Source organism: Methylobacter psychrophilus (assembly GCF_025583945.1).
GTDB lineage: Bacteria > Pseudomonadota > Gammaproteobacteria > Methylococcales > Methylomonadaceae > Methylobacter_C > Methylobacter_C psychrophilus.
Genome location: NZ_JAOEGU010000004.1, coordinates 1 through 15,025 on the forward strand (window position 1 = coordinate 1; position 15,025 = coordinate 15,025).

Sequence of the window (15,025 nt, forward strand, 5' to 3'; positions counted from 1 at the left end):
GGCAAGCGTTAGGTCATCACTAAACAACAGTACCTTTGCGATCCGTCCTGTTTTTAGGTTGGTCTTTACAATGATGGCGACATTGAGCAATTCAGGAAAGTTTTTGTGCCAAACGTGTACCTGATAGATACACGTTTGAATGCCTTTTTCCACGACCTCCGATTTCCGATGCGCGTCCGTCAAGGTTTCCAGTGTTAGTTTTTCACCGTATTTACGCGGCTTACCTTTTCCTGAATACTCGCCCGAGTAGGGAAAGTAAAGCTGCGAATCATGGCGTAGTTTGCAAATAAGGTGTAGCCCGGTTTGTATAACGGCTTGTAGGCCGGCATTGTTGCCCAGTGCGCCATCGTAAACAAAATAGACGATTCCCAAATCCAACGCTATCAGCGTTAACGATGCATTAATACAGGCTTGCAACTGTTTTTGAAAGGATGATAGTTCAACCGATTTCCGGTTTTTGTTAACACTGCCCTTAGGTCTGCCAGGTTTCGGATGTTTGGGTTTAACAGCCTTTGGCGCACTGGCTTGAACATCGCTACGCACCAACTGCTCGGTGATTAAAGGGTAGGCTATCCGCGTTTCGACAGATAACAAGGACAGGTTTAAAAAACACAGCCCCGGCAATGGCTTGTTGTAAATCGAAGAAAAAAAAACCCTAATCCATGCGTTTCTTTCCCTGATTTAGTCACCATGACCTCATCCCCAATCAGCAACCATATACCTTTAGTTTCCTGTGTGTGTTGCTTTATGAGCTGCCAACGTAACGCCGACCACTCTATTTTTTCTTTAAAAAAACGCTGTACCGTTCGATAGCTGCCACCTTTTTCAGTCCAACGCGACAAACTCAGCATGGTTACTCGCCCCGTCATCGACAGCATGGCTTCAATAAGCAGGGTCATCTGCTTTAGCGTGCGGGCTTTTAAATGTGGACTTACGGTATTTAGTATTGCTATGATTTCGTTCATGGTCAGTTTGGGTGCGAATGCTCTGTTAGAAGCGGTATTCTACCTTCTCTGACCTTTCTCTTTCCTTCGATATCTATAAATTACTCATGCCAATTGGCGAAGGTATTGTTAAACGGAATTATTTTAGGAAAGTTTTTAAATAAAACAGATGTGAATGGTGAGACTTTGGATTATTATTTGTTTTTTATAGGCAGGTATAAAGGTATGGCCAAGCAAATCAGTATCATAGGAAATGGTTTTTTAAAGAAACAAAAAATTCGGTACGTGTTGTTAGCCTTTATGGGATTAAGCATAAGCATGGTTTCTCCAGTGTTTTCTGCAAATATGCCCGATTCTATAACGTTGATTCAACAACTGGGAATCAAGCAACAAGACCTTGCGAGCCTTGATCAGGGCGAAATTGTTTTTTTCAATGTTCCAGGTAGTAGCGAAAATGAGCTAACCACGGGTGCTGCAATGTATTTGCCGGTAGAGTCCTCCAAAATTATTGAGTTGATCAAGAGAGAAGACTTGCAATCCATGGATACTGCCGTTATTGCTGCGGGTGTTATTCCGTTACAGGCTACGCAGGATGCGTTTAAAGGTTTTGCTTTCCGGACTGGAAGTGATGACGCTGAAGATTTTTTGGCGGCAACGCCAGGCAGTCAATTTAATTTGTCCACTCAAGAATATCAGATTATACGGGCTATCAATACGGCACTACCTGATGCGGCATCGGAAGTTTATAGAAAGATTTTATGGCAGCGTTGGCAGTCTTATCGCAAGACAGGCTTGATGGGCGTTGCAACTTATGATCGTGGTGATGGCGCAGAAGCTAATCCGGGCCAAGAGTTGCAGACAGCGGCGTTAGAAGACAAAGTGCTGGCGCACTATTTTTCCGAGTTATTTAAGGCTTGGTTGAATTATCCGGTTGCTTTCCCGATGGGTGTCGAAGAAGCATTTTTTTGGAGTAATCGAGAAATCCAAGGTAGTCCTACGGCTATTCTTGTTCACCGTGTGATGTTGAGTGAGCGTGGTGGCTATTTAATTCTTACCCGGCAATTTTATGCCGGGCATTCTTTTAATTCCAATCAGCTCGTTGTTGTTTGCTTACCGTATCGCAATGGTTCTCTGGTTTTTTATGAAAATCGAAACTTTACCGATCAAGTTACTGGATTTGGCAGCGTTTTAAAACATGTTATAGGTAATAGTATGGCGCAAAGTGAAATCAGCAAGTTACTGAAAAATTTGCGTAAGTCTCTTAAATAGATTGCTTTTATTAGCCATTATCAGGCTGTATTTTCTAAATACAGCTATAGTGTAAAGGGCATAAATTAACAGGTAAAAAATGAAATACTATTTTTCGTTTAATTCATAAATCCGGTGATAGTAGGGGAGGGTAACTGATGTCTGCTCCGTTAACTGCTTTCGTTATTTTTGTCTGTATGCTTTGTGGAATGGCATTGGGTTCATACCTCCGGTTGATTATACCCGATCATCACACGCAATCGGACTCCAAAGATATTTTGAAGACGTCGGCCGGGATGATGGCTACGCTGATCGCTTTGATTATTGGTTTACTGGTGACGTCGGCGAAAGGCAACTACGATAATACAACTTCAGGCATTACTCAATCAGGTGCGAAAATCATCACGCTCGGCTATTACTTGTCTAACTATGGACCGGAAGCGAAAGAAGCGCGTGAGCTTGTGCGTCAGGCGACCGCTTCGGCAATCGAACGCATTTGGCCTGACGAAAGTACACAAGAGGTCGATTTGACGAAGATAGAAATGGCCACTGGAATGGCTGAAGTTTACAGCATGATTCGTGAGCTTTCGCCGCAGAACGACTCGCAAAAATATCTTCAAACTCAGGCCCTGCAAATAAGCGCCGACATGATGCAATCACGATGGATGTTAATCGAACAGTCACAAACTAACTTGCCGAAGATATTTCTTGTGGTGCTGACATTCTGGCTTACTGTTCTGTTCGCTCAATTTGGCTTGTTGGCTCCTCGAAACCTGACAGCAACGTCGGCATTGTTCATCTGCGTCCTATCGATGACGGGTGCAATTTTCCTTATCCTGGAATTAAATCAGCCACTGGAAGGAATTATTAAGGTTTCGAGTGTCCCGCTTCACAAAGCCCTTTCTGTAATCGGAAAATAGCTTGTCGAGATACAGGGTTAAATAATCTACTGATAGCCGTTACAAATATAAAAAAATGCCATGAAATCTGTGCTAAAAATTATAGGTTGTTGGGTTTTAGGAAGTTCTGTTACACGTTATACTCCGTGCGGTCACTATTGCGGATTCTTAAATGTGCTTAACATCATATATTACAAAGGGTTAATGTGTTTCTATTTTCCGCATCCGTGACCGCGCGGAGTATAGTTATCAATCGCCGTCGGATGACAGGATCGAAATTGGCGGCTTATCTATAAATTGGGAGAAAAACCATGAAAAATTCAGGAAAGCTCAATACCGTTAGCAGTCAAATACAGTTTGGCATAAGTCGCCCTATCCGGGTCGGCTTAGCTGCGCTGGTGCTGCCATTAATTATCAATGCCTGTGCGACTGAGGCTCAGTTTCTCGCGCAAAATTCCCCATCTGCTTTAAAAACTGCACTAACCCGGGGACAGTTTGAGCTCAATTGTCCTCAGGCTACAGGAACAGTGCTTTCGCAGAAAGTTACTTACATCAATGGTTTGGGTGTAGGCATGAGGGGCGGCGCTGGCTATGAATGGACCGAATATACCATCGGCGTCAGAGGTTGTGGCAAACAGGCGGTTTATGAAACGATGTGCCGCGATCCTGATAATTGCAATGCCTTTGGACAGACTGCACGCGTTCTGGAAGGTGGCCAATAACGCACACATTACCCGATTACGTAGGGTGTTGTGTTCCTTTGGTGAATTCTACGATTACATTTCGTCAGACTGGCTGTGCCAATAATTTTGGCAATGACACTATGTTGGCGAGTGCTTTAAATAGTGAACCTAAGGCCTTTCCAGTATACTCCGATCTCTCTGTGCAAACTTATCTATCAGGGCTATTTTATGCGGCATAATATACCGCTGGTATAAAAATGATTAAGAGGGTAATTGCGAGGGGTACCGTTATTTTGGAGTGGAGGCCGATGTTTTGAAAAAATTGCCTTCGTTATTCAATATAAAATTTTTGTTAAACTATCAACAACGAGCAATATGTTATGAACAACAACTTAACTATAAAGTTACGACTATTAAAAGGCGTTGGCATCGCCATACTAAGTAGCGTTTTAATTTCCTGTGCCGCGATAAACGCGCAGAATGCTGAGGATAAAGAACAGCTGTTAGCCGCTGCCGGATTTAAAATGCAACTGGCGAATAGTCCAGAAAAGCTGGCTCATTTAAAAACATTGACGCAACAGAAAATAGTAACACATGAAAAAGACGGCAAAAACTATTACGTATACGCCGACGCTACAAATTGTCAGTGCCTCTATATAGGTGAAGATGCCAATTATCAAAGTTTTCAACAATTGCAACTCCAAAAAAATATTGCTCAGGATCAACGCACGGCAGCGGAAATGAATGAAGATGCCAACATGAATTGGGGTATGTGGGGCCCTGGATATGGAATGGGCGGGTATTATTATTGATTAATGTTTGCCGCACAGACTGGTTATGTTTTGCCGTTTAGTCGAATGCTTTTTTTCTCATTTCGCCAGATCCACTATTCTGGCGATTCTGGGCATAACAAGCTCGCCGGTAAGTGCGACAGATATGGATCCACGAGCGTATTCAAATATACCCATTGGTCTCAACTTTCTGATCGCTGGCTACACCAACATTAAAGGCAATATAGCCTTCGCCCCGACTGTGCCCATCACTAACGCCAACTTGGAAACTCATAGCTCCGTCTTTGCTTATGTGCGTTCACTGGATTTTTGGGGAAAGTCTGGCAAGGTTGATATTATTATTCCAGAGGCTTGGCTATCCGGTCAAGCCGAGGTGTTAGGGCAACAGAAGAGCCGAGATGTTGTTGGTTTTGCCGATCCCATGGCTCGTTTATATGTGAATCTTTACGGAGCACCTGCTCTGGCGATGAAAGAGTTTGCCAGCTATAAACAGGATACTATTGTCGGTGTCAGTCTTGCGGTAACGGCACCCGGAGGTCAATACGATCAGCGCAAACTGGTGAATATCGGCACTAATCGCTGGTCTATCAAGCCGGAGATCGGTATTTCCAAAGCGTGGGGAGCATTGATTACTGAATTCGCTGCCGGGATGTACATTTTTACCGATAACACTCAGTCATTTATGAAAAATACCTTGGAGCAAAAGCCGATTTATAACCTTCAAGGACATCTGATTTATAACTTCGGTATGGGTATTTGGGCCGCTTTCGATGCCAATTACTACACCGGTGGTCGTACCATTCAAGATAATATAATGGATGCCAATATGCAGCAGAATTGGCGTGTTGGCGGTACCTTGTCGTTTCCGATCACCAAGCAGAATTCCATCAAACTGAATGGTAGTACGGGTATTTACTCACGGACTGGGAGTAACTTCGATATAATCGGAATTGCTTGGCAATATCGATGGGGCGAAGGGCTTTAGATGCTTGAACGATTGCTGTGTAGTTACCAATAAGAGTAAAAATAGCGGTTATTAGTCTGCCTGTTTCAAAAAGTGTGTTGTATTTCGTCAATGAAACTACGGATTACTTTTACACTACGAATACTACGATTTATAACTTATAGATTGGTGGCTGGATAATAGTAAGGCAGGTTATTAACTTGCGAGAGATATTCACTACCCAGATAATCTCATTGAGAAGCCTGTTCTTGGGATAGCCGAAGGGCGACCATAAATCGTTGGCTAATATTGGTTAAGTTATTTTGCAGAGGTAAGCGTTATGATTATTCGAAATAAAGGTTACTACCTTCTGGCTACAGCTATTTGTATGGCCGCTATATCAATGCCAACACAAGCCTACAGAAGTTACGGCGGAGGCAGTGGCTCAGTTACTACCGCTCGTGGCGGTTCGGCTAGCTGGAGTGGTGGCTCCGGTTCTGCATCCGGCTATCGTGGCGGTTCGGCGAGTTGGAGTGGCGGATCCGGTTCTGCGAGCTGGAGTCACCCACCTGGCTATGGCTATCATCCTGTCCCTGTGCCTGCCTATGGTTATCGCCCGCCGCCGGCTGTTTATTATGGCAACAGTGGCTATAGCTCTGGTCAGGTCGCGGCAGCTGGTATTGCCGGTCTGGCGGTTGGCGCAATGGCGGGCTCTGCTGCAGCATCCAGGCAGGCTCCCCCTCCGACTACCGTAGTGGTGCAGCAACAGCCAATGTATGCCTCGCAGCTACCTTTGGGTACCAATCTGAATAATCTGCCGGGTGGTTGTGTCAGTGTAACTGTCAGTTCAACTCAATTTTATCAGTGTGGCATGAGTTGGTTCAGGCCTTATTTCGGAAGTAACGGTGCCTATTACCAAGTAGTACCGGCTCCCTATTAATATTGCCAGATAGCCAGGTATAAGTTGAAGCAAACTCTTCGGGTCAAATATGGATAATCACTATTTTACAAAAGGCTGATCATGAAAAATAAACAAAAAAATATCAGAAAGATTCCCGCAGAATATGTGCTGTTACCTGTAATCACTTTTGCGCTTTCGGTGCAGGGCTGTGCGCACCAGGAAACAATGCCGATTAATATGCAGACTCAAGCAGTAGCAACAAAGGTGGTAGAACAACCTGCTGTACAGCTTGAAAACCCTGCATCCCCGCCAGCGCCTATTATTCAACAATATGCTCTGGATCGACTTAAGCAGATGAGTGACAAACTGACTTCTGCCAGGGAGTTTACCTATCACTCGAATAGCTCTATAGAGCTACAGGCAGTTACCGGTCAATTTATAACTTTCTTTACCGACGCTGAAGTCGGCCTGCAGCGGCCTAATAAATTACGCATCAATGTTTCAGGTGATGCGCCAAACTTTCAACTTTATTTCGATGGCTCCAAAGTTTTAGCCTTTGACCCACATAAGAAGCTTCATGCTGTTTCCAGTCCACTCACAACGATTGATGAGATGCTGAACTTTGTAATGACAAAGGTACCAATGAATTTTCCCGCTGCGGATTTTTTGTACAGCAACCCCTATGCCGTGATGACCAAAAATTTGACACATGCCATTGTGGTGGGAGACTCGATGGTGAATGGTGTACCTTGTGAGCATTTTGCCTACATGGAACCTGCTATCAACTGGGAAATTTGGATAGAAAAAGGTAAAAATGCATTGCCGCTTCGTTTGGCCATGACCTATAAGCAAGTCCCAAACTTCCCCCGCTTTCTGGTTGAATTCGTGGACTGGAATTTAAACCCGAATCTGAAAGCGGATGCATTTATGTTTAAAATACCCGCCAATTCTAAACAAATTGAGTTTGGTACTTATGGGGCCGAGAAAAAAATTAAATGAATAAGAATCACACAATGAAGCTAATGAAAATAACACGGTTGTTGGTGAATTTTGCCTTGGCGATGTTGATATCGCTACCGGTTGGCGACGGTAATTTATAAGTGAAATATTCTGGAAGGGTGGGCTCCCAGTAAGGCCGAGTATTCTCTTTAAACCATTACCAGTTAATGATTATGTTAATTTCACTTCAAACGATGTAAGAATAGTTATGCAATTAAAATATGCTTTAAGATTATTAGCAACTGGTCTGTTTGTTTTGCTGATGTCTGGTTGTGCCAGTCCAACTGTTCAGGAGGCCTATGTGTCACCTCCTGTTTACAGAGCCTGGGATTACAATGCCTATCCCAATTACGGCTATAGGTCTTGGAATTATCGTACAGGTGTCGTATATGGCGGCCGTGCTGAATGGAACTACGGTTATGGGTATCGCAATTCAATGGGTTGGCACCGATGAGTATCTCATGGCATTATGATGTTGGGGTAAGGACTTGCCTATGAGGCATGAGCAAAATATCATGTAAGGCTGGGCTACTATCAAAGTTGACCAATTTTTTTAAACTGTCACCAGACAATGACTGTATTGATTCTGTCTCTTTTCTGGTACTTTACTGCAAACTCTATCAGGAATACTTATGCGATTTAAACACTTATCAAGATTATCAGGGGTCGTTCTGCTTTGTCTATTTATGCTTGGTTGTGCCAAAACCAATGTCAAGGATACCTACGAAGTAGCCAATACCGGTATGCCTACACCGAATCCTGTGTTGATTTATAACTTCGCCGTTAGCCCTCAAGATGTTCAACAAAATTCCAGTGTTTTTGCGAAGATACAGAGAAATTTTGAAAATAAAGATCTGACCAGCGAGGAAATTCAGGTGGGTCGTGAGGTATCCGATGCTCTGGCAACGGAGCTGACACTGAAAATAGCGGCTTTAGGCTTACGTCCTGTGCGTGCTGATCAGAGCTTACCGGTTGCTCCCGGGTCAATTTTGATTACTGGTTATTTCGTTGATATTAATGAAGGTAATCGATTACGCAGAAATGCCATTGGTTTGGGCATGGGAAAATCTTCGTTGGATAGTAAGGTGCGTGTTTTGGTACCATCAGCTTCGGGCTATCAGGAGTTGATCGCTTTTGACGCCCATACTGACAGTGGCAACATGCCGGGAGCTGCCATCTTTGGGCCGGTGGGTGCCGCAGCGGGTGCCGGTGCAGCAGCCGTAGTCGGAGCTAACGTAGCAGTGAGTGGTGTTAAAAGTTATAAATCGGCTTCTGCCCAGCAAGCAAAGAAAATGGCAGAGGACATCACAGCCCGGCTGGCAAAGTATTTTGCCCTGCAAGGCTGGATCAATCCCGCTTTGGCGCAATAAACGGATAATTTTTGCCTCAGTCTTTGGTGCTTACCGAGAATACATATACTTTAGCAATAACCTGTTACGAATGATGGTAGGTATTGCCTGTCTTTTTTTGAAATCAAAGTACCTTAATGAGGTTTTTCTTGTCTGTCGTAATTCAAGTGCAATGGTTGGCGGGATTTCTCGCTAACCATCATATTCGATGTCCCAAACCATCGCTTCTGCTCCTGATAATTGGCGTTTTTTTGTCTGGTTGTTATTCATTTGGCCCCAATGAACTCAGGGGTACATATCCTCTTTATAATGCGGCTATCGTTGATAGCCAAAATGAGCAATTCATACAAAATATTGTCCGATTACACTACCGGGATCCGGTTTTCTTTTTGGATGTGACCAGTGTCACTGCTTCCTTAAAAATGGATCTGTCTGCCGGATTGGATCAATCTGCCTTCGATCTGAGTAGTGGTGGTGCCGATGTCTTGCAACTTAGCGGTGGAGGGGCTTACACAACTGCGCCAACTATTGCTTATGCGCCCCTTCAGGGTGAGAGCTTCGTTAAGAGCATACTCCGGCCGCTCTCTATTGAAGATATGTTTGCCTTGATTGAATCTGGATGGAGTGGCCGGCGGGTACTGGGTCTTTGCGTGGAACGCATCAACGAGCTTGAAAATGCGCCGAATGCCTCGGGGCCAACGCCTAAATTTTCTCCGAAGCGTATTGATCCTTTTAATCGGCTGTTACAGCTTTTTGATCAGGTCATGAGTGAAAACCTTATAATCCCCAGAGTTGATCCCGTCACCAAGGAAGCGCAGCTGGAAATTAACTCGACACCGGAACATTATTACGCAATTCGGGAAATCAAACAGCTACTTGGGCTCGATCAGAATCTTACGATTTATCATGTCAACAATGGCTTCCTGAAACACAGGAGCGATACTATCTCGATAAATCTTCGCTCACTAATGAGCATCTTTTTTTATCTGTCTCAAAATATAGATACTCCAAAGGCACACAAGATCACAGGTTTAGTGACTGTTACACGAAATCAGAATGGCTCGGAATTTGACTGGGGTAAAACGGCAGGTGGAAATCTTTTTCACATCCACCAAAGCGATAAGCAGCCGGATACTGCTTTTGTTGCCATACCGTATCGTGGTCAATGGTTTTATTTGATGGACAACGATTTGGAGTCGAAGTCGACTTTTATGCTTTTAACCCAGTTATTTCGACTGCAAGCGGGTGCGGCCAAATCAGCCGGACCCACATTAACTCTTCCACTACGTTGATTTATGGTTTTTAGTTCTGATTTGTTCATTTTTTTAGGCGGCTAAAATGTTTCACATACTAAAGCAGTACGGCATCGTTCGCCTTTGCTTGATAATTAGACCAATAAATATTCGCGTAATCCGCAGACTATTAAGTCTGCTATTGTTGCTGTCATTAACACCGGTCTTGGCAACTCCTACATCCGCAATTATCAATGGGTTAATGAAACAGACTTCTGACAAGACTGCCATAATCAAACCTACGTTTGATCAGGCAGTTCTTATGGAGGATGTCAAAAAAAAACTTGCAGCAACTAACGCGGAACTTGTTGTTATGCCTTCGGAAGCCGTTAGTGGATCACCGGTTACCGAGTCGGCTGGTGATGAAGATATCTTTGTTCGACGTTTATATCTCAGGCAACTGGTATTTCTTTATGAGGGACAGCTTGCCCGATTGGTAAGTTTGCAGGTACATCAGCAGCAGCGACTAAAGATAGAAGATCAAGCCTTCAACTGGTCAGGTTTCAGCGCACCGTCTCTCCATCCATTTCTCAGAGTCGATGAGCTCAAAGAATCTGTTACCAAGCTCACAAGACGCGTAGCCGAGCTTGAGGCTTGGGCCTCTACCGTTGAGTTGGCGGGAGCGCAGCTGATAAATACTGCCGAGAATTCCATAGTAAAGCTAAGGCAGGCTGACGAAGCTGTAGAGCAGGCTAAAAATACACCTGATCAGCAAGTCGTCTTGAGTAGGGCCCGGGATTTATTGGCTCTGCAAAATCAGATTGATTTGGCACGCGTTATAGGATTTCAGATTGAAAAACAAACAATTATTGAGGACTTACTGGAAAACAGGGCACAGTTGCAACTGGTCCGTAAACAGCTAAGTGTGGCGTCTGAACACGTAGAGTTGACGCAGCAAGATATCGATCAGGTACAAAAGAATATTGAAATTGAAAATCAACATATTATTGCCGAGCTTAAAGAAGGGGTATCAGCATTTGACCTTTATAATAGCTCTGTTAAACAGAACGAGTCTGCCTTGAGTGCCGACGGTCAATCCGCACAATCCCAGCGCTTCGAGCCTGAACAGCTTGATCAAATACGTCAGGCGCAACGTAATAATGTCGACATTAAACTACAAGCTCTCAACAGGATACTGTTTTATCTGCAAATGCAGCGAGATGTCTGGAATTTTCGCTGGGCGTATGCCAAGGTAACTGATCGTGAAAAAGTCAGCGCGGCTTATGACAAGATTGCCCAGAATCAGGTAGTTCTTAAAGTAGTTCACGATTATGTCGATCAGCAGCGCAATCGTGTGTTGACACTGGTTACCAATCAGTCTGCTGAATCGCTTGATCCTGCGATTAGTGGCTCGAATGCTTTGAGGGATATATTAAGAGATCTTGATCTTGATCAGGTGGTTTCATGGTCGCGGTTATTGGGGACAATTGAAGCAACCCAAGATTTACTGGATCGTTGTAAGCAGGAACTTGATAACAGGTTCCGGGTTAAGTCATTTTTCGATTACTTGGCAGAGGTGTTGCTGGAAACGCACGATTTTGTGTCACAAGTTTGGGCGTTCGAGCTCTTTGCCGTACAAGACAATATTGAGGTTGACGGGCAGATAGTCAGTGGTAAACGTAGTGTTACCGTTGATAAGGTGGCCACTGCATTGGCAATTTTGATCATTGGTTACTGGTTTGCCGTGCGTCTGGCTCGTTTGGTAGAAGGTCTGGCAGTGACACGTTTGGACATGGATGCCAGTCTTGCCCGTATTGCGCGGCGCTGGATGCTATTTCTTGAAGTTGTACTCCTGATAGTATTGAGCATGTTGGTCGTCAGGATTCCATTGACGATATTCGCCTTTATGGGCGGTGCGCTGGCTATCGGTGCCGGGTTCGGGATGCAAAATATGCTCAAGAACCTGATCAGTGGGCTTATGCTATTGTTTGAACGCCCCTTTAGGCCGGGGGACTTGGTCGAGGTTGGTGGTATCCGTGGTCGTGTCATAGATATCGGGGTAAGAAGTTCGCATATCCGCGATGGTAACGGCATTGAGACCCTGATTCCTAACAGTACCTTTATAGAGCAAAACGTCACCAACTGGACGCTAAGTAACGAGAAGATACGTATTGTCGTTAAAATTGGCATTGCCTATGGTTCACCGGTAAGAGAGGTCACTGATCTGCTTCTTGAGGTTGCAGATAAGCACGGGGTCGTTGAAGACGACCCGAAACCCAGAGTGCAATTTGAAGATTTTGGTAGTGACGCGCTACAATTTGGCTTGTATGTTTGGGTCGAACTTAAACCAGATGTATCCTGGGCTGTTGTGGCCAGCGACCTGCGTTATATGATCTATAGAACAATGAACGAGCATGGTATAGCGATTGCCTTTCCGCAACGGGATATTCATCTTGATACCAGTCGACCGCTGGAAGTTAGGGTTTTTAAGGATACTCCTGATGTGGGGAGCATAAAAGAATAATTGGTCGAGGTAGACGCATACTGCTTTATTTCTTTGAATGCATCGTTTGGGTAATATGCAGGCTGGTAATTATAAAACCATTAGGTGATAAAATTTTGTACATTAACCAAGCACGGCGTAAAATCACGAATTGCCTTGCATTCGCCTGTAGGATTTAAAAGGCCTATGTTTTCCGAGGAATGCCAGCGTCCTTTAATGTACGTTCATCTACATCAAGTTATGAATACAACGAATACCGAAAATACTGTTTCTTCTGGCAAAGAGCCACCTAAAATGCGGGGTGCCTTGCCGATTTTAGGACATATGCTGGAATTTGGGAAAAATCCTTTTCAGTACATGATGAACCTTAGAAAGTCATTGGGGGAAATCGGTGAATTTCGTATGTTTCATCAAAAAATGGTTTTGATGACAGGGCCTGAAGCTAATGAAGCTTTTTTTCGTGCGCCGGATGGGCAGCTGGATCAAAGTCAGGCTTATAAAATCATGACCCCAATTTTTGGCAAAGGTGTGGTTTTTGATGCGCCGCCGCATAAAAAAGATCAACAGCTTAAAATGTTGATGCCGGTATTACGCGACAAGCCAATGCGTGGCTATGCACAAGTGATTGTTCAGGAAGTTGAACAAATGATTGCTGGTTGGGGCGATACCGGTGAAATTGATTTGCTTGAGTTTATGAAAGAGCTGACGATTTATACTTCCAGCCACTGTCTGTTGGGCAATGAATTTCGTTATGAACTAAATGAAGAATTTGCGAAAATTTATCATGATCTTGAAAAAGGCGTGAATCCGCTGGCTTTTGTTTTTCCTTATTTGCCGTTACCGGTATTTCGCCGCCGTGATAAAGCCCGTGCCAGACTACAAGAATTAGTGACCGGCATTATTGCCAAAAGAGCGCTGAAGACAGAAAAAAGCGAAGATGCGTTTCAATTGCTCATTGAATCTAAATACGACGATGGCACTCACTTATCTCCGCATGAAATAACCGGGATGTTAATCGGTACCATATTTGCAGGCCATCATACGACCGCAGGAACAGCTGCCTGGACCTTGCTGGAATTGGCAAGACGACCAGAACATTCGGCGGCTGTGTTGAATGAGCTGGATGACTTGTTTGGTGCTGAGGGTGAAGTTACTTTTCAGTCTTTGCGAGAAATTCCGCTATTGGAAAATGTCATTAAAGAAGTGTTGCGCCTGCATCCGCCATTGATATTTTTAATTCGCAAAGTGATGCAAGACTTTCACTTTAAAGGTTATACGGTTAAGGCCGGAAAGTATGTTTGTGCCTCGCCGCGTGTATCGCATCGTATTGCTGAAGTTTTTCCAGATCCAGAAAAATTTGATCCTGAGCGTTATTCAGAAGCGCGCCAAGAGGATGCCAGGCCTTTCAGTTGGATTGCTTTTGGCGGCGGTAAACACAAATGTACCGGGAACGCTTTTGCGATGCTGCAATTAAAAGCCATTTTTAGTATTTTGTTACGACGCTATACCTTTGAACTGGTTGATGACAAAGATAATTATCAGGATGATTTTACCCAAATGGTGGTCCAGCCTCTATCACCCTGCCGCATTCGCTATATAAAGCGCACTGATATTAAAGATACTGTTGATGAGTCTGCGAAAAATAATTTACAGGAAGCAGCGCAAAGGGGTATTGGTTTTAATATAACAATCGACAGGGAGCTTTGTCAGGGTCATGCAACTTGTATGGCTGAAGCTCCTGAACTTTTTCAGGTAGACGATGCCGGCAATGCAACTGTCTTACAAGACAATCCGTCGCTGAATTTACTGGAAAAAGCCCGACAAGCCGAAAAATATTGCCCAAGTAAAGCAATTAAAATTAAACTCAATTAGAGCGTATGAGAGATAAAGAATGACCGCATATCCCAGAGCAGAACTTGAAGAAATGGTTGAACGTTGGTTGCAAGCCAATCGTGATGCGGAAAAAGAAGGCAACTGGCCTAAACACTTAGGCAAGATGTATACCGATGACGCTGAGTATCGCTGGAATATTGGCCCGAATGAAGAATTTGTCGCACGTAGCCGTAAAGAGATAGAAGAATGGGCTCTAGGCGTCCAAATGGAAGGCTTTGAAGAATGGCGCTATCCGTATCACCGCATTTTAATTGATGAGAAACAGGGTGAAGTAATCGGTTTATGGCATCAAGTATCACCTGCATTGCGGGAAGATGGTAGTCATTATGAAGTCGCCGGTATAGGCGGTTCCTGGTTTCGTTATGGCGGTAATTATCAATGGGAATGGCAACGCGATTTTTTTGATTTGGGTAATGTGAAATCCTTGTTTTTTGAGCTGGCCGCCGATGGTAAGCTCGATCCTGCAGTAAAAAAGAAAATAGGTCGATTGGCTAAAGGACAATTATTGCCAGGTCATGAGCGCTTACGCACGGCACCGAGTTTCTTTAAAAAACTGAAAGGCTTTATGGCAATGGTACGTATTGCCTTATTTAATCAATAAATTTTAAATGTACAGATACTGTCTGGTTAATAGATAGTC

The 15,025-nt window shown here is 44.0% G+C and carries 13 protein-coding genes and 1 pseudogene; 13 read left to right on the top strand and 1 reads right to left on the bottom strand.

What is annotated here, in order from left to right:
• Positions 1-965: pseudogene (locus N7974_RS20720) on the bottom strand (transposase); the annotation flags it as partial.
• A gap of 204 nt (positions 966-1,169) precedes the next feature.
• Between N7974_RS20720 and N7974_RS03025 the strand changes: the two are divergent.
• The 13 genes from N7974_RS03025 (at position 1,170) to N7974_RS03085 (ending at position 14,986) form a co-directional block, all read left to right on the top strand.
• Complete coding sequence (locus N7974_RS03025) at positions 1,170-2,213, top strand: hypothetical protein (protein WP_262964207.1); 1,044 nt, start codon at positions 1,170-1,172, stop codon at positions 2,211-2,213.
• 137 nt (positions 2,214-2,350) lie between these two features.
• A complete protein-coding gene (locus tag N7974_RS03030; RefSeq protein WP_262964208.1) occupies positions 2,351-3,112 on the top strand; it encodes a bestrophin-like domain in 762 nt (253 codons plus the stop codon).
• Positions 3,113-3,402: 290 nt separating this feature from the next.
• Positions 3,403-3,813: a hypothetical protein gene (locus tag N7974_RS03035; RefSeq protein ID WP_262964209.1), complete on the top strand. Its 411-nt coding sequence runs from the start codon at positions 3,403-3,405 to the stop codon at positions 3,811-3,813.
• Between the two features lie 341 nt (positions 3,814-4,154).
• A complete protein-coding gene (locus tag N7974_RS03040; protein ID WP_243220053.1) occupies positions 4,155-4,586 on the top strand; it encodes a hypothetical protein in 432 nt (143 codons plus the stop codon).
• Positions 4,587-4,611: 25 nt separating this feature from the next.
• A complete protein-coding gene (locus N7974_RS03045; RefSeq protein WP_262964210.1) occupies positions 4,612-5,550 on the top strand; it encodes a transporter in 939 nt (312 codons plus the stop codon).
• 298 nt (positions 5,551-5,848) lie between these two features.
• On the top strand, positions 5,849-6,448 hold the full coding sequence (locus N7974_RS03050) for a hypothetical protein (RefSeq protein ID WP_262964211.1): 600 nt from the start codon (positions 5,849-5,851) through the stop codon (positions 6,446-6,448).
• Between the two features lie 81 nt (positions 6,449-6,529).
• A complete protein-coding gene (locus N7974_RS03055) occupies positions 6,530-7,408 on the top strand; it encodes a DUF2092 domain-containing protein (protein ID WP_262964212.1) in 879 nt (292 codons plus the stop codon).
• A 335-nt stretch (positions 7,409-7,743) separates the two neighbouring features.
• On the top strand, positions 7,744-7,881 hold the full coding sequence (locus N7974_RS03060) for a hypothetical protein (RefSeq protein ID WP_262964213.1): 138 nt from the start codon (positions 7,744-7,746) through the stop codon (positions 7,879-7,881).
• A gap of 159 nt (positions 7,882-8,040) precedes the next feature.
• Positions 8,041-8,778: a DUF4410 domain-containing protein gene (locus tag N7974_RS03065; protein WP_262964214.1), complete on the top strand. Its 738-nt coding sequence runs from the start codon at positions 8,041-8,043 to the stop codon at positions 8,776-8,778.
• Positions 8,779-8,906: 128 nt separating this feature from the next.
• A complete protein-coding gene (locus N7974_RS03070; protein WP_262964215.1) occupies positions 8,907-10,049 on the top strand; it encodes a hypothetical protein in 1,143 nt (380 codons plus the stop codon).
• A gap of 46 nt (positions 10,050-10,095) precedes the next feature.
• The gene (locus N7974_RS03075) at positions 10,096-12,513 is read left to right on the top strand and encodes a mechanosensitive ion channel domain-containing protein (protein ID WP_262964216.1); all 2,418 of its coding nucleotides are present in this window, start codon (positions 10,096-10,098) and stop codon (positions 12,511-12,513) included.
• Between the two features lie 219 nt (positions 12,514-12,732).
• Positions 12,733-14,364, top strand: coding sequence for a cytochrome P450 (locus N7974_RS03080; RefSeq protein ID WP_262964217.1), 1,632 nt, complete (start codon positions 12,733-12,735; stop codon positions 14,362-14,364).
• A 19-nt stretch (positions 14,365-14,383) separates the two neighbouring features.
• Positions 14,384-14,986 (top strand): nuclear transport factor 2 family protein, encoded by a 603-nt coding sequence (locus N7974_RS03085; protein ID WP_262964218.1) that lies wholly within the window; start codon positions 14,384-14,386, stop codon positions 14,984-14,986.
• The last annotated feature ends 39 nt before the right edge of the window (positions 14,987-15,025 follow it).